Origin of the sequence: Roseibium sp., from assembly GCF_965229775.1 — a bacterium.
Lineage (GTDB): Bacteria > Pseudomonadota > Alphaproteobacteria > Rhizobiales > Stappiaceae > Roseibium.
Window position 1 is genome coordinate 5,183,510 of the sequence record NZ_OZ245929.1, and the last position, 20,538, is coordinate 5,204,047.

General features: G+C 56.7%; 24 protein-coding genes. 5 read left to right on the top strand and 19 right to left on the bottom strand.

The window, feature by feature from the left end:
* Positions 1-2: 2 nt before the first annotated feature.
* On the top strand, positions 3-899 hold the full coding sequence (locus tag ACO07N_RS23365; protein WP_421983315.1) for a hypothetical protein: 897 nt from the start codon (positions 3-5) through the stop codon (positions 897-899).
* 35 nt (positions 900-934) lie between these two features.
* On the opposite strand, the gene ACO07N_RS23370 is transcribed toward ACO07N_RS23365, so the two are convergent.
* Complete coding sequence (locus tag ACO07N_RS23370; RefSeq protein ID WP_421983316.1) at positions 935-1,360, bottom strand: organic hydroperoxide resistance protein; 426 nt, start codon at positions 1,358-1,360, stop codon at positions 935-937.
* Positions 1,361-1,512: 152 nt separating this feature from the next.
* On the opposite strand from ACO07N_RS23370, the gene ACO07N_RS23375 reads away from it, so the two are divergent.
* The gene (locus ACO07N_RS23375) at positions 1,513-2,232 is read left to right on the top strand and encodes a MarR family winged helix-turn-helix transcriptional regulator (RefSeq protein WP_421983317.1); all 720 of its coding nucleotides are present in this window, start codon (positions 1,513-1,515) and stop codon (positions 2,230-2,232) included.
* 282 nt (positions 2,233-2,514) lie between these two features.
* On the opposite strand, the gene mgtE is transcribed toward ACO07N_RS23375, so the two are convergent.
* The 3 genes from mgtE to ACO07N_RS23390 form a co-directional block, all read right to left on the bottom strand.
* Positions 2,515-3,930, bottom strand: a complete 1,416-nt coding sequence (mgtE, locus tag ACO07N_RS23380; protein ID WP_421983318.1) for a magnesium transporter — start codon at positions 3,928-3,930, stop codon at positions 2,515-2,517.
* Between the two features lie 155 nt (positions 3,931-4,085).
* Entirely contained in the window at positions 4,086-4,346 is a 261-nt protein-coding gene (locus ACO07N_RS23385; protein ID WP_421983319.1) for a hypothetical protein, read from the bottom strand.
* A 217-nt stretch (positions 4,347-4,563) separates the two neighbouring features.
* Complete coding sequence (locus tag ACO07N_RS23390; protein WP_421983320.1) at positions 4,564-6,378, bottom strand: SdrD B-like domain-containing protein; 1,815 nt, start codon at positions 6,376-6,378, stop codon at positions 4,564-4,566.
* A 397-nt stretch (positions 6,379-6,775) separates the two neighbouring features.
* Between ACO07N_RS23390 and ACO07N_RS23395 the strand changes: the two genes are divergently transcribed.
* The gene (locus ACO07N_RS23395) at positions 6,776-7,966 is read left to right on the top strand and encodes a tyrosine-type recombinase/integrase (RefSeq protein ID WP_421983321.1); all 1,191 of its coding nucleotides are present in this window, start codon (positions 6,776-6,778) and stop codon (positions 7,964-7,966) included.
* A gap of 219 nt (positions 7,967-8,185) precedes the next feature.
* Here ACO07N_RS23395 and ACO07N_RS23400 read toward each other — a convergent pair whose 3' ends face one another.
* Genes ACO07N_RS23400 through ACO07N_RS23410 form a run of 3 tightly spaced genes read right to left on the bottom strand, consistent with a single transcriptional unit; the run spans position 8,186 to position 10,798 of the window.
* Positions 8,186-9,340, bottom strand: a complete 1,155-nt coding sequence (locus ACO07N_RS23400; protein ID WP_421983322.1) for a DGQHR domain-containing protein — start codon at positions 9,338-9,340, stop codon at positions 8,186-8,188.
* Positions 9,333-9,950 (bottom strand): hypothetical protein, encoded by a 618-nt coding sequence (locus tag ACO07N_RS23405; protein ID WP_421983323.1) that lies wholly within the window; start codon positions 9,948-9,950, stop codon positions 9,333-9,335. Before ACO07N_RS23405 ends, ACO07N_RS23400 begins: the two co-directional genes overlap by 8 nt.
* A 14-nt stretch (positions 9,951-9,964) precedes the next feature.
* A complete protein-coding gene (locus ACO07N_RS23410) occupies positions 9,965-10,798 on the bottom strand; it encodes a DNA adenine methylase (protein ID WP_421983324.1) in 834 nt (277 codons plus the stop codon).
* A gap of 303 nt (positions 10,799-11,101) precedes the next feature.
* On the opposite strand from ACO07N_RS23410, the gene ACO07N_RS23415 reads away from it, so the two are divergent.
* Positions 11,102-11,875 carry a helix-turn-helix domain-containing protein gene (locus ACO07N_RS23415; RefSeq protein WP_421983325.1) on the top strand — a complete coding sequence of 258 codons (774 nt, stop codon included), beginning with the start codon at positions 11,102-11,104 and terminating at the stop codon, positions 11,873-11,875.
* Between the two features lie 97 nt (positions 11,876-11,972).
* Entirely contained in the window at positions 11,973-12,623 is a 651-nt protein-coding gene (locus ACO07N_RS23420; RefSeq protein WP_421983326.1) for a hypothetical protein, read from the top strand.
* A gap of 61 nt (positions 12,624-12,684) precedes the next feature.
* Here ACO07N_RS23420 and ACO07N_RS23425 read toward each other — a convergent pair whose 3' ends face one another.
* From ACO07N_RS23425 to ACO07N_RS23480, 12 genes are all read right to left on the bottom strand, one after another.
* Positions 12,685-13,149, bottom strand: a complete 465-nt coding sequence (locus ACO07N_RS23425) for a hypothetical protein (protein ID WP_421983327.1) — start codon at positions 13,147-13,149, stop codon at positions 12,685-12,687.
* 5 nt (positions 13,150-13,154) lie between these two features.
* Positions 13,155-13,448, bottom strand: coding sequence for a hypothetical protein (locus ACO07N_RS23430; RefSeq protein WP_421983328.1), 294 nt, complete (start codon positions 13,446-13,448; stop codon positions 13,155-13,157).
* 265 nt (positions 13,449-13,713) lie between these two features.
* Positions 13,714-14,070 carry a hypothetical protein gene (locus ACO07N_RS23435; RefSeq protein ID WP_421983329.1) on the bottom strand — a complete coding sequence of 119 codons (357 nt, stop codon included), beginning with the start codon at positions 14,068-14,070 and terminating at the stop codon, positions 13,714-13,716.
* Positions 14,064-14,360, bottom strand: a complete 297-nt coding sequence (locus ACO07N_RS23440) for a DUF6527 family protein (RefSeq protein ID WP_421983330.1) — start codon at positions 14,358-14,360, stop codon at positions 14,064-14,066. Before ACO07N_RS23440 ends, ACO07N_RS23435 begins: the two co-directional genes overlap by 7 nt.
* Positions 14,357-14,863, bottom strand: a complete 507-nt coding sequence (locus ACO07N_RS23445; RefSeq protein WP_421983331.1) for a lysozyme — start codon at positions 14,861-14,863, stop codon at positions 14,357-14,359. Before ACO07N_RS23445 ends, ACO07N_RS23440 begins: the two co-directional genes overlap by 4 nt.
* Positions 14,856-15,068, bottom strand: a complete 213-nt coding sequence (locus ACO07N_RS23450; protein WP_421983332.1) for a hypothetical protein — start codon at positions 15,066-15,068, stop codon at positions 14,856-14,858. Before ACO07N_RS23450 ends, ACO07N_RS23445 begins: the two co-directional genes overlap by 8 nt.
* 106 nt (positions 15,069-15,174) lie before the next feature.
* Entirely contained in the window at positions 15,175-15,423 is a 249-nt protein-coding gene (locus tag ACO07N_RS23455; RefSeq protein ID WP_421983333.1) for a tail protein X, read from the bottom strand.
* Entirely contained in the window at positions 15,420-16,412 is a 993-nt protein-coding gene (locus tag ACO07N_RS23460) for a phage late control D family protein (protein WP_421983334.1), read from the bottom strand. The genes ACO07N_RS23455 and ACO07N_RS23460 overlap by 4 nt, the downstream gene beginning before the upstream one ends.
* Positions 16,412-16,840 carry a phage tail protein gene (locus ACO07N_RS23465; protein WP_421983335.1) on the bottom strand — a complete coding sequence of 143 codons (429 nt, stop codon included), beginning with the start codon at positions 16,838-16,840 and terminating at the stop codon, positions 16,412-16,414. The genes ACO07N_RS23460 and ACO07N_RS23465 overlap by 1 nt, the downstream gene beginning before the upstream one ends.
* A gap of 23 nt (positions 16,841-16,863) precedes the next feature.
* Positions 16,864-19,347 (bottom strand): phage tail tape measure protein, encoded by a 2,484-nt coding sequence (locus ACO07N_RS23470; protein WP_421983336.1) that lies wholly within the window; start codon positions 19,345-19,347, stop codon positions 16,864-16,866.
* Between the two features lie 108 nt (positions 19,348-19,455).
* Complete coding sequence (locus ACO07N_RS23475) at positions 19,456-19,962, bottom strand: phage tail assembly protein (RefSeq protein ID WP_421983337.1); 507 nt, start codon at positions 19,960-19,962, stop codon at positions 19,456-19,458.
* Between the two features lie 58 nt (positions 19,963-20,020).
* Entirely contained in the window at positions 20,021-20,530 is a 510-nt protein-coding gene (locus tag ACO07N_RS23480) for a phage major tail tube protein (RefSeq protein WP_421983338.1), read from the bottom strand.
* Positions 20,531-20,538: the final 8 nt, after the last annotated feature.

Here is a 20,538-nt window from a genome sequence, read left to right on the forward strand (position 1 = left end):
AAATGAACAATAAACGCACAACGCGCGCATTCCTGCTTGCAACGCTTTTGTTTCTCCTTCCCCTGGGAAGCGTTGCAAACGCAGATTATGTCGTAACTGTCATGGGACCCGAAGCGCCGGCGGACAAGCGCTATGAATATGACCGGGCGGTAATCGAACTCGCTCTGACCAAGACACGGGCCAAGTTCGGAGACTTCACCGTTCGCGACACGCTGTCCGGACAAAACACGCGGCGTGCGCTGATTGAAGCATCGAACAACAAATATTCGAATTTCATCATCAAGACGTCGATGAGCAACGATTTGCCCGAAAGCCTCGCGGTTATCCCGTTCCCCGTCGACCTGGGCATCGTCGGCTACCGTGTGGCGTTTGTATCGGAGAAAAACAAGGAAGCGCTCTCCAGCGTGAAGTCGCTTGAGGATCTCAGGAAATTCGAGGTCATTCAGGGTCTTGGCTGGCTGGACACACGCATTCTCCGGCATCACGGTTTCAATGTGCGCACAAACGCGGAATACCAGCCGATGTTCTCAATGGCTGCGCTCGGCCGCGCGGACCTGTTTTTCAGAGGGGTGAACGAGCTTCTCGACGAATGGGAAGCGAACAGGCACATTTCCGGCCTCAGCTTTGACGAGACAATCTCCGTCTACTACCCGCTGCCCAGATTTCTCGCGACGTCGCGCGACAACAGGGAACTGATCGAACGCGTCCACGAGGGTTTGCTGATTGCCTATGAAGACGGCTCGCTCCAGGAACTGTGGGAAGACAAGTACCGCGCAAGCATCGATTTCGCCAATCTGAGCGGCCGGAAGATTTTCCGGTTGGAAAACCCCTTTCTCGAAGGCCTCGACCCGTCCTGGCAGAAATATGTCTACCAGGTCGGGTCAGAGTTGACACAGTGACCTCACCTTACGGAGATGCGCCGTGTCCGCTGCCGTCAGGCGAGCGTCAGTTTGACGTCGATGTTGTTGCGCGTGGCATTTGAGTAGGGGCAGACCTGGTGCGCCTTCTCGACAAGGTTTTCAGCAGCTGACCGCTCCACCCCCGGCAACGATATTTCCAGGGCAACCTCAAGACCGAAACCGCCTTCGGAACGCGGTCCGATACCGACCGTCGACGTGATCGAAGTGTTGGCCGGCACTGCGATTTTCTCCTGGCCGCCAACGAATTTCAGCGCACCGATGAAACACGCTGCATATCCTGCGGCAAACAGTTCTTCCGGGTTGTTTCCCGCGCCGCCTGCGCCCCCCAGTTCCTTGGGTGTCGCCAGGTCCACCTTGAACGATCCACTGAGCGTCTCCGCCGTGCCGTCACGGCCTCCGGTTGCACGTGCTCTTGTTTCGTAAAGAACTTCGACAGTCATTTCCGCGTACTCCTATCCTTATGTAAAACAGACCGTTTTCCAATTTGGCCTTCAATTTTATATCGTGCACGATATATTTTATGCACATAAAGCACTGCGCTGCCGCCGTCAACTGGTTGCGACCATATCGCGCACGACTTATAAGGTGACAAATGAACGAAAAGACAGATCAGATGTCTCTTCTGGATGCGATCGGAATGCCTGCCTCCGGAGAGACCCAAGCCCGCAAAAAAGACAATCAGGACAATGCGAAGGCGACCAGCGCGGGGAAGGCTTCAGAGCCCGCGAAGCGCAAGAAAAAGTCCGCGTCCTCCGCAAACGCCGGGGAGGCAGCGGCGGCAGATGATGTGTCCGCGGTGCCCGGCGGCACAGATGGTGTTGACGACACGCCCGCAGCTGAAAGCAAGGTGCATGGATCGGCATTGCCGGAAACATCAGCGCCCCTGCCGCTCGACAAATATATCTGCTTTGCGCTTTATTCCGCCAACCACGCCATGCACAGCGTTTACAAGGATCTCTTGAAAGACGTCGGCCTGACCTACCCCCAGTTCCTGGCAATGACCGTGCTCTGGGAAAAGAACAACGTGCCGGTCGGCGCGATCACCTCGAAGCTGCAACTCGACACGAATACGCTCACCCCGCTTCTCAAACGTCTTGAGACAATGGGACTGATCACGCGGACACGAAACACCAAGGACGAGCGGCAGGTGATCCTCAAGCTGACCCGCAAGGGCCGCGCGCTTCAGAAAAAGACCGAAGACTTCAGCACGTGCATCCTGTCCTCGACCGGCGTTGGCATGGAGGAGGTCATGGACTTGCAGCGCAGGATCATGAAGCTGCGCGACAACTTGCGCACGGCGGGATCGGTTTGACTCCGGTCAGCGCGGCCTAGGGTACGGACCCATAAATGAAGCCGATTTGGCGGCAGAAATGGCAAAATCTCGCGAGGAAGCGTGCGCAGAGCGGGCTTTTTGCCCGGTCAAGCGCGGTGACGCTGCGAGGTAAAGCCATTTTGCCGTCCTTCGGATTTGGCCGTTTTGGCCATCTGCCACGTCGCGAAAGGCTTGAAAATGAACCACATTTCCTGCGCTTTCGCTCCTTGCAGCCGGTCAAAACGATCCAAACCAAATTGACTTCATTTATGAGTCCGTACCCTAGAACGGCAGGCCGAACCAGAGTGCCGCGATCCCGAGAAAGGCGAAAAATCCGACGACGTCGGTAACCGTCGTCACGAACACGCTAGATGCAATCGCCGGATCGACATTCACCCGGTCCAGCACGATCGGAATTAGCAGTCCCGACAGTCCGGCAAACAGCATGTTGATGATGATCGCGCCCGCGATCACGACACCAAGGCCCGGACTTGCGAACCACAGCCATGCCGTCACCCCGATCAGGACCGCGAGCGCGACACCGTTCAGGGCGCTCACCAGGATTTCGCGGTTCAGGACACGCAGCATGTTGCGGGCGCCCAGTTCCTGTGTCGCGATGCCTCGCACGGCAACGGTCATCGTCTGGGTCCCGGCGTTGCCACCCATCGAGGCAACGATCGGCATGAGCACGGCAAGCGCGACCATGGCCTCGATCGTGTCCTCGAAAAGGGCGATGACCACGGACGCGAGGATCGCGGTCCCGAGATTGACCACGAGCCAGGTCAGCCGCGAGCGTGCGATCGTCACGACGCTGTCCGATATCTCCTCGTCGCCGACCCCGGCGAGCGCACGCAGGTCCTCTTCCGCCTCTTCCTGGATAACGTCGACAATGTCGTCGACGGTCAGAACACCGACGAGACGCTCGTTTTCATCGACCACGGCGGAGGAAACGAGGTTGTAGCGTTCGAAGCGCCGCGCGACTTCCTCCTGGTCCTCGGTCGCGAGAACGGCCTGCCGGGTTTCCTCCATGATGGAGGTGACTTTTTCCGCGCGCTTCGTCCTCAGGATCTTGTCCAGATGCACCGACCCGAGCAGCTTGAAGGCCGGATCGACCACGTAGATCTCGTAGAAACTGTCCGGCAGATCCCGCGCCTCGCGCATGTAGTCGATCGTCTGCCCGACGGTCCAGAAGGGCGCAACGGCGATGAACTCGCTCTGCATCCGCCGGCCCGCACTCTCCTCCGGATAATCTAGCGCCTTTTTCAGCTGCGCCCGGTCTGCATAGGGCAGCTCTTCGAGGATCGCGGCCTGATCGTCTTCATCCAGGTCTTCCAGGATGTAGACGGCATCATCGGAATCCAGATCGCCAAGCCCCTCGGCGATGACCTCGTTCGGCAGGTCCTCCAGAACCTGAAGGCGAACCGCCTCATCGGTTTCCGTCAAGGCGGTATAGTCGAACTCATCGCCGAGGAGACGGATGAACGCGGCGCGCTCGTCCGCATTGAGCGTTTCCAGGAGATCGCCCGTGTCGGCCTCATGGAGGTCGCCTGCAAGCGCCCTCAGCTCAAGGCGGTCCTCGGCTTCCAGCGCAGCTTCAACCGCCGCGATGAACTCAGGATTGAGACGATCGTCCTCGTTGCGGACGGGTATGGGAAGAATGGCAGAGGCGTCGGTGTCAAGTTCAGCTGCTTCGCTCATCCCTTGCCTCCCTCGCTGCGTAAGTTGCACGGCCCTGCCCAGAACTAGCCTGTAGAACCTCAAAGTGCCACATCAAATCCGGCGGCGGTCCACAACTGCACGCTGTTTTAGCCGAACGGGTTTTTGAGATGTTTTTCAACAGGGAACGGATTTGTTCAAAATCCGGCACACCCCTTGGAACGCGCGCTGTTCCTGAGCTGATCCAGATAGGTCCGGGTTGCCTTGGGCAGTATGCTTTCGCTGGATGAAATACAGCGTTCAGCGCGCCGGAAAGCCCGCTTGGCGCGCTCGCTCGTCAGACACACCCGTCCCTCGGCAAGGGTTTCCTGCTCGACATACCAGAGCTGCTGGCATGTCATCGCACCGAAACGCGCCGGATCCGTCTTGAAGACTTGCGCGTTCAGACTGTGGGTCATTCCGGCGATCAAAAGGCAAACCCAGAAAATGCGGAAGAAATTCATTGCCAAACCCCGCAAGGCTGATCTCCGTCCTGGGCCTGCTGCGCTCTCTTTACCGGCTTCCCGAAGGCGACGGACTCGCAAAACGGGCGCGGGCACAAGACAGGCCGCGCCCTTTGCGATCCTTACATGGCAGGCGGTGAAGCCGTCAAACCGGATTTCATGTGCGAACGGCTCAAATGAAATCGAAGCGTTCGGCAAGCGCGAACTGGACCAGGTCCGAAAGATGGCACAGATCGCCGGTCTCCCGGCTTGCGTCCGGAACAGCATCTTCAGCAAGATCCAACAGGGCCGTGTCCGGCCTGCCGGCCGCAACGGGTTGAAGGTCGGAAAGATCTGACAGACTGAGCCCGGTTTTGCCCGGCCCGAAGTCAAACTCGAAAGTGGCGTCAAGAAAGTCGATCAGGACCGCGGGCGGCGCCGGACACTCCGGCTCCACATAGGCAATGCCGGCATCGATGTCTTTCACCACCTCGCCCCGGCCGAGACTGATCACATCCGTCAGGCCCCGTTCCGGGTCGACCACGTCCGACCCGTTCGACCCCGAACTCGGCGCAACGAACTCTTTTCCGGGCGCATCATCGGTGGCGAACTGAACAACATAGTCGCCCGCATCAAGGTTCGTGAATGCGTAGTTGCCATCGTCATCCGTTCGCGTTCGGGCAACCTCGCCGCCACCGACGGCGAACAGCGTCACGAGTGCGCCGGGTACTGCAGGATCGCCGGTGTCTGCGGCATCACCGTCATCATCACAAAAGTAACGGCCTGCAATCACTGCGGTCGGAAGGTAGACAATGCCGGCATCGATGTCTTTCACCACCTCGCCCCGGCCGAGGCTGATCACATCCGTCAGGCCCCGTTCCGGGTCGACCACGTCCGACCCGTTCGACCCCGAACTCGGCGCGACGAACTCTTTTCCGGGCGCATCATCGGTGGCGAACTGAACAACATAGTCGCCCGCATCAAGGTTCGTGAATGCGTAGTTGCCATCGTCATCCGTTCGCGTTCGGGCAACCTCGCCGCCGCCGACGGCGAACAGCGTCACGAGTGCGCCGGGTACTGCAGGATCGCCGGTGTCTGCGGCATCACCGTCATCATCACAAAAGTAACGGCCTGCAATCACTGCGGTCGGAAGGTAGACAATGCCGGCATCGATGTCTTTCACGACCTCGCCCCGGCCGAGGCTGATCACATCCGTCAGTCCGCGTTCCGGTTCGACCACGTCAGACCCGTTCGATCCCGAACTCGGTGCAACGAATTCCTTTCCGGGCGCATCATCCGTAGCGAACTGGACGACATAATCACCCGCTCGCAGGTTCGTGAACGCGTAGTCCCCATTCTCATCCGTCGTGGTCCGGGCCACCACTTTGCCGTCAGCGGAAAGCAGCGTCACCAGAACGCCCTGAACGCCGGGATCACCGGAATCGAGATCATCGGCGTCGTCATCGCAGAAATACCGGCCCGCAAGCGCTGCCGTTTCGGGATCGGCGGTTTCCCCGGCACCGAGCTTGTCATATTTCAAGCCGAAGAAGACGTTGGCGCACCACTTCACTTCCAGGGTGACCCCCGGCGGCGGCACGGGCCCCAGAAAGGTGAAGAAGTCATTGTCCGGTCCCCGGACATTTTCTCCCTCGACCTCGATCTCGATCAGCTGATAGGTATTGCCGTCATCCCCGCGCAGCACAAGACGTTTCTCCGCGTAGATCTGCGCTTCAAGCGGCACACCGTTTACGCTTGCCTCCTGGCCGAAGGGATCGCGTGCATGCTCGGTGATCTGTTTCTGCCAGCGGCCGGTGTCCTCGGATCTCGACCAGCTCTTCCTGTGGACGTCGCCTGAAAGCCAGGGATCGTTGTCCTGCACGGAAAACTCCGTCGTCGCGTTTGCCGGCATGACGAAACTGTCGCCCCGCCCGAGGTTCTTGTCCCCGGGGCTCAAAAGGTCGGCTTCAGCAAAAGCGGTGAATTCAAATGTTCTGGAACGGAAGGCCATGTTCAATTCCTCCGGAAATCAAGTTGGGTAAAAAATCGCAATGCCCCGCAATCGGAATAGGGCAAAGCAGGCAATATTACGTAAGGTAACTCAAATCGGCACCGCAGGCTACGGCCTGTGTCTGAAGCTTCGTAAAAAGGGAGGCAAAAAAACAAAAGGCGTCCCGAAGGACGCCTGTTCAACCAGCGAGGTATCTGGTTGTCATGGTGCGGTCGAGAAACACCTGACAACGTTTACCAGACTGTTCAGAGCCTAACGCCAGATGATGATACATACTTGAAAAGATTGACTTTCATCCTCTCTCGTTTATCAGAGCCTTTCAGGACTCAACATAGCAGCACACCCTCTCCTGTGGGGTTAGCTGTGGGGTTGGCTGTGGGGTCAGGAGAGAACCGGGATGAAAAACAAACTTACGGCTACCGCGATCAAGAACTCCAAAGAGAGCAGGCTCTACGACGGCGGCGGCCTGATGATGATCAAAAAGGGTGTGACCGGGACGTGGTACTTTCGGTACAGCCACCTCGGCAAACGCCGGGACATGGGCCTTGGTACCTGGCCCGACATCTCACTCGCTACCGCTCGCGAGGCTCGTGACAAATGGGCCGCCGTACTGGCTGAAGGCATCGACCCGATCTCGAAGCGCGAAGAAGACCGGCTCGCAGAAATCGCCGAACGCGACAAAGAGGATCCGACGTTCGCTGAAATGGTGGACGTGGTGTTCGAACAGATTAAGGGCCGCCTTCGCGGCGGCGGTGTCCGGGGACGATGGCGAAGCCCTCTCGATATCCATGTCATCCCGAAGATCGGCCGCAAGCGCATGTCCCAGATAACCCAGATGGATATCAAGGACGCAATCAAACCAATCTGGCGCAAAAAACACCCAACGGCTGAGAAGGCTATCCAACGGACCCGCATCGTATTCAATGAAAGCCGATACGCCGGGATCAGTTGCGACCCGTTCACGGTAGACGCAGCAGAGCGATTGCTTGGCGACCACAACCACGAGGTCACGCACATCGAAGCAACCGACTGGCGCGATGTGCCGGCGCTTTGGAACAAGCTTGACCCCTCCACTGCCGCAGGCCGGTGCCTTCAATGGATGCTCCTGACATTGGTGCGCTTCGATGGCTGCAGAATGGCCCGGACCACCGAGGTGAAAGACGGGGTATGGATCGTCCCTAAGGAGCGAGTGAAGGGACGCGAGGGCAAGGTTCGAGACTTCCACGTGCCTTTGCCTGAAGCTGCTCTAGAGATTGTGAGGGAGGCGGAAGAACAGGGCCGCGAGCTTATGTTCCCAGGCCGACGCAACAAACCGATCACCTCTCGCGGCATCGAGGTCTATCTCGACCGTGTCGATGAGCCAGGTCGGCCGCACGGGTTCCGCACCGCATTCCGCACGTGGGTCCAGGACAACGACGTCTGCTCGTTCGAAGTGGCCGAAACAATCCTCAACCACAAGATCGGATCCACGGTCGAAAGATCCTATGCCAGATCCGACCTACTTGATCGCCGTGCACCCGTGATGGAAGCCTGGGCGAACTATGTGACGAAACGCGTTGGTAATGTCGTCTCACTGTGCCGAGCTTGAAAACCCAAACATCATCAGCCAGTGCTTGAGCGCATCTTGCACAGACGCGCTCAAAGGCGAAGGTTCTTGGCCACGATTTTGGGCGCGTTCGATCCGCGAACGATCACAGTTACCTAAACCGAAGCCAAATCCCAACGCCACATGCGAAGATCACACCGTGTTTCAAGCTCCGAAACTAGCGCCAGCGTAAACCGCGATCCAATCCATCGAGCACGTTAACTATTGCACGTCACGCAAAACACTCAACAAAGCCGACTCTCCTGCTGACCCGGGCTTGAAATTGTCAGTGTTGAAGTCGCGATCCTTAAGCGGCACTTTGCGCATAAATTCATCCATAAATTCGCGAGGCACAACACCTGACGGCGTACCGTGAAGCTTATGGACGTGTTGAAAGGCACGCATAAATGCTCGAAAGCCGTTGGTCCTGTTCAACATATTCCCACTGTCATTGCTGGCCCATGCTATTGGCCAGCGATCCTTGACAGAAGAGAAATAGTTAAAAATTACCTCAACGATCTGGACGTCATTTTCCGTAACGAACATGTTTCTAAATGGGCGCTTCCAAAGCTCCTCTGCATCAACCTTTTCAAGCATCTCGCCTTTCAAGAGTTTGTCGCGATCAACCTTTGGCTCTGCCGAGACATAAGTCATCAGCGCTTCTACAAAGGTTGCTTGAGAAATCGGTTCGAAATCCCTTCCATCCGTAGAGACCCCCAACCTCTTTATCCGTTTGTACAACGGGCTGTCTCGATCCTGGTCGAGCACAACTGCAACATTATGGCAAGTTTTCTGAGGACTACGAGACTTAGCAAGAGAATACAGGTCATAAGCTAGGCTCTTATTGACCTTCTGTTGTTCCAAATTGACAGTCGCAAAAATATGCGCTTGGTCTGCAATATCAGCTCCGACGAAAATCGTTACCGGCAGGTCAAAAGCATCGCCTTTGAACCCTCTAAGCCCAGCTATTCTATGTTGTCCGTCGAGTACGCGAGCAATGTTGCGTATCGGAATCTCAGGCCGGTCGCCGTCCCGCGGAACATTGGAAAGAGAGATGCTCTTTGTTTGTTCGTCGTATTCTGCAAACCGCTCGTCGACGGCAATGATGATAGCCGTTGGAAAAGAAGCGTCGAAGAAGTTCACATACTTTTGCAGACCATCTACTCGCGAATTTATCAGTGGCCTTTGAATACCCAAGTAGCGTTCCACATCTCGATCTTCCTGTAGAACTCGCCGCACATCAAAATAGGTGATTTTCACCAGTTGATCATACGGGACGCTCGCGAGAAAAACATCTCCAATAGGCTGCCTGGCTTTTAGGCACTCGAACCTGAGTGTAACCGGATCGGGATCAACGAGGTTCATTTCCTCAGTCATGACGATGCTCCCACTGATCCATAAGGTTGCGAGTGTCACGCCCGAACTCACGAGGGGTGTTCTCCAAGTTCAGCCGGTAAACCGAAACGCAGAAGAAGCAAGAGAGAGTGAAGACATAAAGACCACCCGAAACGAAGAATAAAGTCTCTTCCTCAGGCTGTATAGGAAGGTTTGCTGAAGAGTTGGCTCTCATTATTCCGAAGAAGATTGCTGCAAAACAGCAAACAAGAATCGAAACTAGGACAAACCAAGCTCCGTAGGGGAATTGTATCGAAAGAATCTTTGGGAACACACCGTCTGCCCGGGCGCCGTTGCGATCTTCTTCCTCACCATAGTTTTTCGTTATGGCGTATATAAGTGGCCCCACTAAGGCCGCCGAATAAATAAAGAACTCGCCACCGCTTACAAAAGATTTCACAGTACTCCAGAAAGGCGCACCGAAACTAAATGTTACTATGATCGGATAGAACCAAAGAGGAAGAAGAGAAAACAGTGTTGTGATAAACAAATCATTGATCGCAGCTCGAAACGAAGCTCCGGATGAATTCACGAGCTGGCCATAAATAGGAATTTTTGTGACTACCCATCTCAGCCAACGAATAAAATTCATTAAATATTCCAAGACTAGCCACCCATACAAATTAGTAATTCTGACGTGGGAACTCTCCTTCCCGCAGGTCCGGCAATTGCAGAATATCTGGGTAGTTCTTTCACCTCGCCAAAACCACGATACAGCTCCCGAATTGAATCGTGATTTGCATTGCTGACAATAATCCTCGCTCCTCTGACGGCTGCGTCGTCGAGAGTTTCTCGCAACCTGACTTGATCGTCCCAGGAAAAAATATTGTCGTTGTATTTGAGGAAGCCGTTAAAGTTGTGGGCCACGGTGTACGGTGGGTCAACGTAGATAAAATCGCCGTTATTGGCTTGCTGAATGGTGGCCTCGAAATCTTGCGAGTTTAGGTCAGCATTTGCCAGCGCGCATGAGAGTGCTCTGAACGACTCGTCTTCGAAAACTACTTTGGTTTTTGTTCCAATCGGCACATTGAACTCCCCTCGTCGATTGACGCGATACAATCCGTTGAAACAGGTGCGATTGAGGTAGAGCATCCAGGCCGCTTGTTCAATTCGAGACGTCGGTTTTGCTGCCCTAGTCTCATAGTAGTATTCTTTACAGTGGTGCTGCTGGTGCAAGTACAGCAGCCTCTCCAGTTCATCCGGCTCATCGCGAACTACACGATAAAGCTGGATGAGTTCTGGGTTTAAGTCCGACAGAACGGCTTGTTGAGGTTTCACACCAAAGAATACGGCCCCTCCCCCCAAGAACGGCTCGAAATAACACCCTAACTCGTCTGGAAGATACTTCTGCAATTCAGGCAAAAGCCAACGCTTACCGCCTGCCCATTTCAAAAAGGGTTTCACTTGTATCAAATCTTCGGGACACTGCTCTGCGGTCAATTCAGATGAGCCCCTCTTCCTTGGCCAAACGTCTTTAGGTTGCATTTTGTTCACTTTGCAGGAGGACAAACCTTTTTTGCAAGCTCTATTCGCGTAGGCCTAACTGGAACAGATGTTTTTTCGTGCGAACAGAAGGCTTCGCCGACATTTCTTGTGAATGAATCGCATGAAGCCGCCGTCACCAATAGCGACGTCCAGCAAAATCAGTACTGACGCTAATGCTTGATCGCTAAAATTATCTTACCCGCTAAGGACCACCAAGAGTTTCTGGCACAGCCCGTCGATCATACGTATGGGCGCACTATGGACAGCGAAGACATACGTCGGGCGTTGCGCGCCTTCACGTCCCAACGCGGGGTTACTATCGCGGATTGGGCCCGTCGGGCACGGATTAGTCCGAGTGCTGTCTATGCATTCCTCAACGGCGAGACTGAAGACATTGGATCTCGCCGGCTTATCGCGCTGGCAAATGCCGAGGACGTTTCCCTGGACGACTTGCTGGGCCGCTCTATGTTCGATTTCGCCCTGGCAAAGAAGGCGATGATAGAGCTGGCAGAGAAGCACGGCGGGCGCCTTAGCATGGAAGACGTCGCAACCGCGACCAACATTCCTGTCCGGTCGCTTATGACACGGTGGTCTTCGGTCAACGAGATGATCATCGACGCCTACATCAGTGTGAACCTTGATCGATCTGCGGAGAACATCGGGCGTGCATCCGGAAGCAAAGTTCTCAACCGCCTCGAGACTTCCATCCACTCATCCTTCGATTGGTATTCAAAACGGCGTGAATTTTACACCGCCTACCAGGCTGCGATCCTTACCGCTTCGGACGCCAGAAAACGCGATGATGCGATGATGGAAGCAGAGATCGCCTCGCAAGTTAAGCGAGAGGTTTTGGACGCCGCAGATGATCTGCTCATTCTCGATGACGGGGAAAAGTACCGGCTTGCGGTCGTTTTGGTGTCGCTCTTTCACAATGTCGTCAAATTGCACGGCCAGGGATCGGTGCGCGGTATGACGAGAGTTTTCATGGCCTTAGCCAGAACGATGCTCTCAGGGCGAATTTCAATAACCTAGAGCCACAACCGATTTATTCCAGATTACTGGAATGCAACCTTATTGCGATACACCACAACCTAGTTAAACCTCCGCACTACCAACGTGGAGTAGGTTAATGAGTACCCTTGGTGGAATGCATACGGTTGAAAACATTAAAGAGTCGTTAGCGGGAGAAGGCGACATCATCATCCTGAAACGCTCCCACTTTCTGAATATCCTGGCACGAGCTGGCGTCGTCGCGGACGACTTGCTCGAGCACCCGCCCTGCACAGAACGGGGCCTGACTGTCACGCAACGCCCTACAGCGAAAGACGTGAGTGAAGCATGGGCAGAGACTTACTCCGGCGTGGAATGGGAGAATACCGAGAAGGAGGCAATCGGCCTCATCCTGAAGAACCTACCGGACTTTGCTCCGAGAAAGGCAGTCGACACGATCATCGGCAATAAGTCTTGGACTGAGTTCAGGTGCGACCTCTGCAATGAGGACAGCGATGAACTCGCCGAGATCAAATGCAACGGCAACGTCTTGCAGATTTGCCGGTGCTGCATGAAGGACGCGATCGGACAGTTCAAAGCATCGGCGAAAGACGATCGCCCGATCAGACTGCCCGTCGGATCCTCGATAGTCAGATCAAACCAAGACAGTTTCGTCCGGGCCTACCAGAAAGCCGAGAATGGCAATGCCTTCGAAACGGCCAACGAAAGCGGTGATGGTACCAGGTCGTCTCTCGTGTTGATCGACACGATGCGAAGAAACTGCGGATAGATCCAGAAACGAAAAAAGACCCCGCAGCCGAAGCCGCGGGGTCAAACTACAGATCATAATTTTAAGGTGCCACGTTGAACCGTGTGCAGACAGGGCCGAATGATCGTTGCCTATCGTCGTCGTTCCTCAAGAGATAGCTGGCGCAAAGCTCGTAACGACCTGGCTGCAAGTCACAACCATCGTCGTCACCAACAAAGTCGTCGAGTGTCATGACGATCGTTCCGCTCGTGTACGTCTTGTAGTGGGCATATTCGCTACCATTGCAAGGGATCCGCTTCGGCTCCCCGATCTTGAAGACCCGGGCCGACCAAACACCCCGAACACTTCGGTTGATCTGGCGCTTGTATCTGACGTTCCAGCCGCCCTCCTGATCCTTGAAGACGTCAAGCGAGACGTCGAACCATGGCTGAGGCGTCGTCACATCATCGAACAGCTCGACCGCTGGCTTGTGTACCAGGAAGGCAAGGAACGCCAGTAAGACCACCCAGCCGAATGAACGGTCTCCAATCTCCAACGAACGGAACATGCGCATCACTTCACCCCGCGAAAGGACTTGATCAGATCGACGATCACGCGGGCATGGAGGTTGGCCAGGAACCGAGTGATCGCGTACCCAGACATAGACATCAAACCCGCAACCCCATTCCGATAGGTGGTGGGATCCAGATCCATCCAGTCGATGAGGATGTCGGTCAGGAAGATTGAACAGAACAGGCCCGCCGCTACCCGTGCAGCGGCAAGCCCAAACGAATGCTTGTCAGAGCAAAGGACCGAGACGACAAGGCCCCCGCCCGTCGCAGCGATGAACCAAAGCTGGTCTTTCATGATGGCCTCGTCGTTTTTGGTTTTGGTTTAGGGCCCGTCGTCTTCCGCGTAGCCATCTTTGATCTGGTCGTACCAACCGGAACATCGAACTATCCGAGAGTTGGCACGGCCGAGTGCGTTGTCGGTCCGGATCAACGCAACATCGAGCGGCTCGGCAGGCCGCACACCTGAGCGCTCAGTGCGCCGGCAATCTTCCGGATAGTCCGGAAGCTCCTTAGTCGCCTCGACCTCCCCTGCCTGCTCGGCAGCGGCACGAAGGCGGTCATCAACGGTTTCGCAGGCGCTCAATAAGATCAGGCTGCACAACGCAATCTGCACCGACGGTCGAAGCATATTTTTCCAGCTCCTTTGTTGCGGCCTCTGCGTCGGCATTGGCCTGTTCGATGAGGGTGCGGAACTGCCGGCTCACCCGCTCCGCAACCAACTTTCGCCGCTTCAGCTCTTCCATCTGCACCCGCGCCGATGTCAGCTCCACTTTCGCGACGTATTCCACGACCGCCCGACGGACGGCGCTCGACTTATCGACCTTGTGCCAAACGAGAAGGCCGCCTAGGACGGCGGCCACAGAGATGACGGCAACAACGGTTCGGCTCTTCAGAGCCAGCTCGACAAGAGTCAGCATGAAATCCACTCTCCGTTCCGAAGCCAGCCGTGCCAGTGACCTACGTGATTAACCGACGGTTCCAGGCTCGGCTTGTCCAAGCTCCCGTTCCATTTCCACGAAGGACCGCCACGCGGCTTGAACCCATCACCGACGGTGAGCGGACCTTGATGCCCGCAGCCACACGGACAGCGGTACCAAAAGGACTGCTCACCATCGCTGTCTGGGTCACAGACAAAAAAACTTCCGGGGACGTTCTGTGCCCGGAAGTCTTCTTTCGTCATACAAAGTGCCGCGACCCCGGGTTTCATTTCAGGCCCGTCATGCAAAGCTCGTATTCACCGATACGATTGCGGTCTCCATTCTCGCGGCGGAGAACAAGACCACGGATCGTTTTGCCGCCAGCCTTATTGAAACGCGTGAGCGCTTTGCAAGCACCGGCATACTGCTTCGCCTTGGCACGACGAGCTGCAGTCGAACGGCAGATCGCGCCGGTACCGACGTTGTAAGCCGCGTCGAGCATCGCCGCCTGAAGGCTGAGAGGAAGCTGGTCGTAACCGGCAACGCATTTCTGAAGCGGTTGCCGGTAGTCTTTCTCGAGCGTGCGGTAGAGCATGTCCCGGCACTGCTCATCGGTGTAATAGTCGCCCTTCCGGACGCCCTTCGTCTCGCCGGTGCAGACAGTCCAGACTTTTCCAAGCCGGTCCCAATACGCCCGGTTCTCCGTACCTTCCCACGGCGCGGTCAGGTAGGTGGCGGTCAGCGCCACAAGGCCAAGGCCCGACGCTAGTGCCGCTTTCGCTCGCTTACTCATCTTCGAGATCCTTCTGTGCAGTGAGACGGGCGACAAACGCGCTCGCAGTGACGGCGACAGACAGCAGCGCGAACCGCCCTGGTGCTATGAAGTCGCCGAAGTAGGGCAAGGCCACCTCGAGCCCGGAAAGCAGACCTGCGAGGATGATCAGGCGAATGCTCCAAGCCCGCGTAACGACGTCTTTCCAATTGCGAATGGGTTTCATCACGACCTCCGTGCCTGACGCCAAAAAGAAACCCGCCTGCAGGCGAGGAAGCTCCTGCAGGCGGGCCTGGGTGCGGTAGATCCTGGGAGTGACCTACCTCACGAAGTCATTCCCAGAGGGAAATCGGTTGATTGGTTTCGACCACTGCAGACTCTTCGGGCATCCGGATCAGCGTGCCGGCCGTCAGAACAGGTCCTTCCGCTGCCAAGCCCGGGTTGAGTTCGAGGATCGTTTCGGTGTTCCGGCCATGCTCGCCGTAGAAAGCATTCGCAACCGCGTCGACCATGTCGCCGTCGGCACATACGTAGACCGGCTTGCCATCCTGACCGGTGGTCATCCGAGATAGAAAGCTCATTCGGTGGGTACCTCGCACTGTAGCTCGGTGGTGTAAGGAGCGGTCGCCGAGAAGTTATGGACCACGCTCGTGGCCCGCCATTTGCCGTCGACACCTGGCCTGACGCCACTCACATTGACCAACGACTCTGCGAGAGCATACGGGTCACCGTCGATCGTGAACGTGGCCGTTGCCTGGGCGCGAACGAGGTCGTCCGCCTTGGCCTTCGCCGCCTTCTTGGCCTCTTCCTCGTCCGCGAACGGTGACCTCAGCGTAAATTTCGGGCCTTCCATGCCCGTGTCCCAGATTATTGGGATGCGCTCGTTCTTCTTGCGATCGTAGTAGCTGGCCTCGACCTGCTTGTACCGACTCGAGTCTTTGTGGCTTGTGCTATACGAGATGAGGTTAAGACCGGGTGCCACGGCGACACCGCCAAGCTCTTTCCCGCTGGCAGACTTTCCTTTGCCTGCAGGGACGACCACCAGCCGGCCAGATTTCACCGAGACGCTCGCCCCAATCTTCTCCGCGATACGCGATAGGAACTCCAAGCCGTTCTCTTCGGCCTGAAACTCCCCAGGCGACACCAAACCTTTGAGGTCAGAGAGCATCGACAAAGACAGGTTGAGCTTTCCGGCGATTTCCTCGAAAATTTTCCCATAAGTGGGATGTGTCTTCTTCGGAAATCCCTTCGGCTCCCTCTCCTTCGCCTTGCCCTTCGCGTCGACCGATTGAGCACTGATCGAAATTCTCTGGGGCCAGCCTTCGTACTCGACGTTGTCGACCACGAACTCCCCGAAGTCGCGTTGCTTGTCCTGATAGCCGCCCTTAGCCCGGATCTTCGCCCCGGTCTTGGGGCTTTGGATCTGTCCGTCCTTGTCATCAAGGGTGAGTTGCAACGTGTCCGATTTCAGACCAACGCCGTCGGTGACGACCATGTCGAGGAGGCGGCTGGCAACCTTTGACGTGATGTCTTGACCGTTGACCTCTATCGAGAAGACGACAACAGGCATTAGAACAAGCTCCCTATTCCGGAAATCGCCTTGTTGGCAATGCCCCGAGCCGTCGCCCCGATGCCACCTTCCTGCGTCATCTCAAGTTTGACCGTTACCGTCTGGGGACGGCCAACCGCATCAAACATCGTCTGTTCTTCTGAGACAGACTTTGCGATCCACAGTCCAAACACGTTCGGGATGAGGCCGTTGATGTGAACCAACGGGAATGGCACCAACGACGAGGCCGCCGCCCGCACCCCGGCAAGTTGCGCAAGGCCACCACCATTTAGGTGCATCGGGTGAAAGGTCGAGGACAGTGTCACGGTTTCATTGGTGGGCCCCAGCCTGTGAAGCGGCGGCGTTGCACCGATCACAGGCTGGGCTTCAATGCGTGGAGAAATGGACCGGCTCAATGCCTCGACCGAATAGGTCGGGACGGTGAACATGAACGGCCCCCATGCCATCAGCATCAGTAGTCTCCATAAGGTTTGGTTCCGGAGAAAGCCGTTTGAGCGGACCTGTCGAGCTGGCCCTTCAGGTAGTCCGCCATCTTCTTCACCGCTTCATCGCCGGATCCTTCGACGTGGAAGACGTTGCTGAAGCTGACGGAGTTTCCGCCGCTGTTGATGACGTTCTGAGTTTTCTCTGGAATGCCAGACGCCGGGACGCCGGCGCCGAGGGAAATGGGTGAATGCCCAGGACCACCTGTTCCACCGGCGCCGCCGATGCTGAACACGCTTGATAGGTCGATGCTTCCGACCGCGCCGAGGATCCTCCCTGGAATGCCCCGGAGCCACGCGATGAACTCGTCGAACTTCGCCACAGCACCATCCCAGATGGATTGCACCATCGAGACACCCGCATTGTAGAAGTCGACAGCAATGCCGCTGAGGCCTTTCCATATCGCAGCCCCTGCCTGACCGAACTTGGTGACGACTTCGGAGTTCATGATGCCGTCCCACGCATCCTTCAGGAGGCCGGGGATCGCTTTGAACTTGTCAGCGAGCCACTGGTCCGAGGACCCGTCGGTCAGCCATTGAAAACCCGACCTGATGTCAGCCTCGACACCATTCCGCCACGCGATGATCTTGTTCCAAGCGGCCTCGAAGCGTGTCCAGCTGGTCTCGACGGAGACGATCGTCTCCTCCAAACCGTTGGCCACCCACTCACCCCAGGAATAACCGTCACGTGCCTTGCCGGCCTCACCCATCTTTGTCACTTCGCCGAGTTCAGAGAACTTAGCGATCACCTGGTCGATCAGAGACTGCGTCCTTGGACCCAAGTTCTCGCTCACGCCCTGCCCGAACCCTTTCAGGAACGTCAAGATTGGTTGGAAGTTCACGACTGCGAGGTACCCAAGGCCCGCAACCACCGCCCCAAGGGGTGTGAGCAGAAAGGCCAGAGTCGAACCGAGAGCTGCCATGATTGACGTCAGTCCAGCTACGGCCAGTCCGAGGGGGACAGCGGCAACCAGGCCCATCGCGGCGTACGTGCCGAACTCAAGGAGCTTCGGATTGGCCTCGCCGATACGGTCGATCAGTTCCACGGCCTTTGTCAGCGCCGTGGTGATCGTGTCGAGAACACCAGATTGAGCGATCGTCATGTAGAGACGGGTGATGGCGGAATTGAACCGCTGGACCGACCCCACGAAGCCTTCCATGCGCTCTGCGCTCAAGGCTTGTGAGAACCCTTTGGCCTTTTCGGTGATCTGCTCGATGAAAGCTGACACATCTTCATTGAAGAGTGTCTTGCCACGAGCACCCTGACGAACGTCGAAGATGCGGAAGAACGCGGCGGCCGGGATATTGGCCTTCTGCATGTCCGCAATCAGCCGCTCGATGTCCAACGACTCGGCGTTGGCAAAGAGCTGGTCCGTCAGCATCTCAGCAATCAGGTTTCGGTCGACCGCCGATCCTCCGACCTGAGCGGCCACGAGGTCTGTAATCCTCTGAACCTTCTCAGCCAGCCCTATGTCATCCGCCAACGCCTTGGCGATGGCCTCGTCGCCACCCTGGAAGTTGATGCCGCCAAGGGACAGAGACGTTTTGATGTCTTCGACTGAGATTGGATCGCTCTCTGCGAGATAGTCCTGCAGGTTGATGCCAACCTTAGCGAGTTCAGCGACACCGGCTTTCGTCGGCCGCACCAACCGCACCAGCATCGACCGGAGAGCCACGCCCGCTTCCGATCCTTTGATGCCGCTGCGGGCCATCACGGCAAACATGCCTGCCAGCTGCTCGATATTGATGCCGAGAGCCGACGCGATCGGTGCCGCGTACTTAAATGCCTCGGTCATTTCGTGCATGTTGGAGTTTGTGATGTTCGCCGCGTAGGCCAGCGTGTCAGCAACCCTTCGCGCAGACTCGGCGGCCTGCTCGTAGGTGGCCATCGGCAGCCGCATCGCCGTCATGATGTTGGTCATGCGGTCAGCAGCTTCTTCCGTGCCGTAGTTGCCGGCAATGGCGTACTCAACAGCGGTCGGGAGGATCCCCTCGACCTGCTCGTGGTTCATGCCAGCCTGGACCAGCTGGTTATATGCCTTTGCGATCTGAAGCGCCGTCCTGGGCAGCTCCTTATCGATCGTGGCGATGAGGTCGCGAACGCTTTTGCGGAATTGGTCTTTTCCCAACTCCGAACCGTCCTGCAACATCATCACCAGGTCTTTGCCGAAACGACGACCGACGATCTCGTTCAAGGTGTCCTCGAGATCGTAGACCTTCTTGCCGGCGTCACCGAGCATCAAGCCGAGCCCGCCAGCCAAGGCAGTTGTGTCGGTAGCTGCGCGGCGAACATTTCGAGACATCGTCGAAAAGTTCTTTGCGGCAACTCCCGAGATACGCCCGAAGACGCTGAGAGTCTTGTTGACCTTCTCGATGGAGTTGATGAGGATCTTCGCGTCTTTCGAAAACGCATCCTTCAACCGAACGACAAGACGGACCTCTTTATTTGCCATTGAACAGCCCCGCGATCGCTTGTGCCGTATTGGCGGCTCTTACGTTTTGATTGACACGGAACATTTCCTGAGCCTGCGGGAACCAGGTCCACACAAGCTCGTGGAATGTCATGTCTCGGAATTCTGAGAGGGGCCATCCGAGGACGGAGGAGACGAAGGCGACGTATCCTGGCCAGTCTGACCAGCTTGTTCGTCCTGCTCCGTCTCCTCCTCCGTCTCCTCCACCGTTTCCTCCACGGAGAAGAACTCGCGGGGCAAAAAATCGGGGAGCACCTTCATAACCTCGATCGAGTCTGTCGGACCAAGGCGAGAAACGACGGCGTACGGCGTGTCAGTAATCACGGCCATGCAAACAAGTCCCTCAGACCCGCCCGCCTTGACGCCCTTCTCGATCTTCGCGAAGTCCGCACCGCGCATGGGCCGAAGGGTGAGTTCGCGGTACTCTTTGCCTTTAAACTTCATGGGCCGCTCGAGAGGGATCGTCACCGGGTCGGGAACCTCGGTGAGAAATTCAACCTCGTCGTCGGGGACATCCAGAAAAAACTCTCGTTCGCTCTGCTTCTTCTGAAGCTTGCGGATCTCGTCTTCGGTCAACGCCTTGACAGCTGTGCTCATGATCTTCCTCGCTTTTAGAAACAAAAAAGGCGGGTCGATGGACCCGCCTGCTTGGCCGTTAGTATCCCAGGGCCGTGTTGACGTCGTTCAGCTGATCGACGCCGTTGACGATGCGCTTCGGCGGAAATGCCTGCAGCTCATGGACGACCAAAGAGTCGACCTCGTACCGCATGTAGCGGATGCCATTGACCATGAACTCGGTGCCGACTTTCTCGCCGCGCTGCCAGCGATCTCTCGAGCTGGCGTTGACCGCGCCCTCAATAGTGCAGATGTGGGTGGAGATGCCCCCCTCCTGCTCGCGCAGCACAGCACCGCGGAATGTCAGCCGGTTAACAACACCCGGGCCTTGAGCCATCTTGCCCATGATGCTCGGGTTGAGGCCCGACATCTTAACGGTGCATTCGAGCACTTCGATAGCGGACATCGGCAACGCCAAGGCCATGTCCATGGCACCGCCCCGGTATTCCTGGGTCATCGGCTTCGGCAGAGGAAGATCTACTTCCTCTGTGTCAGCCCCGAAGTCCACGCCGTCCAGGTACATCGTGAACCCCTGCAAAATATGACGCATTTTCGCTT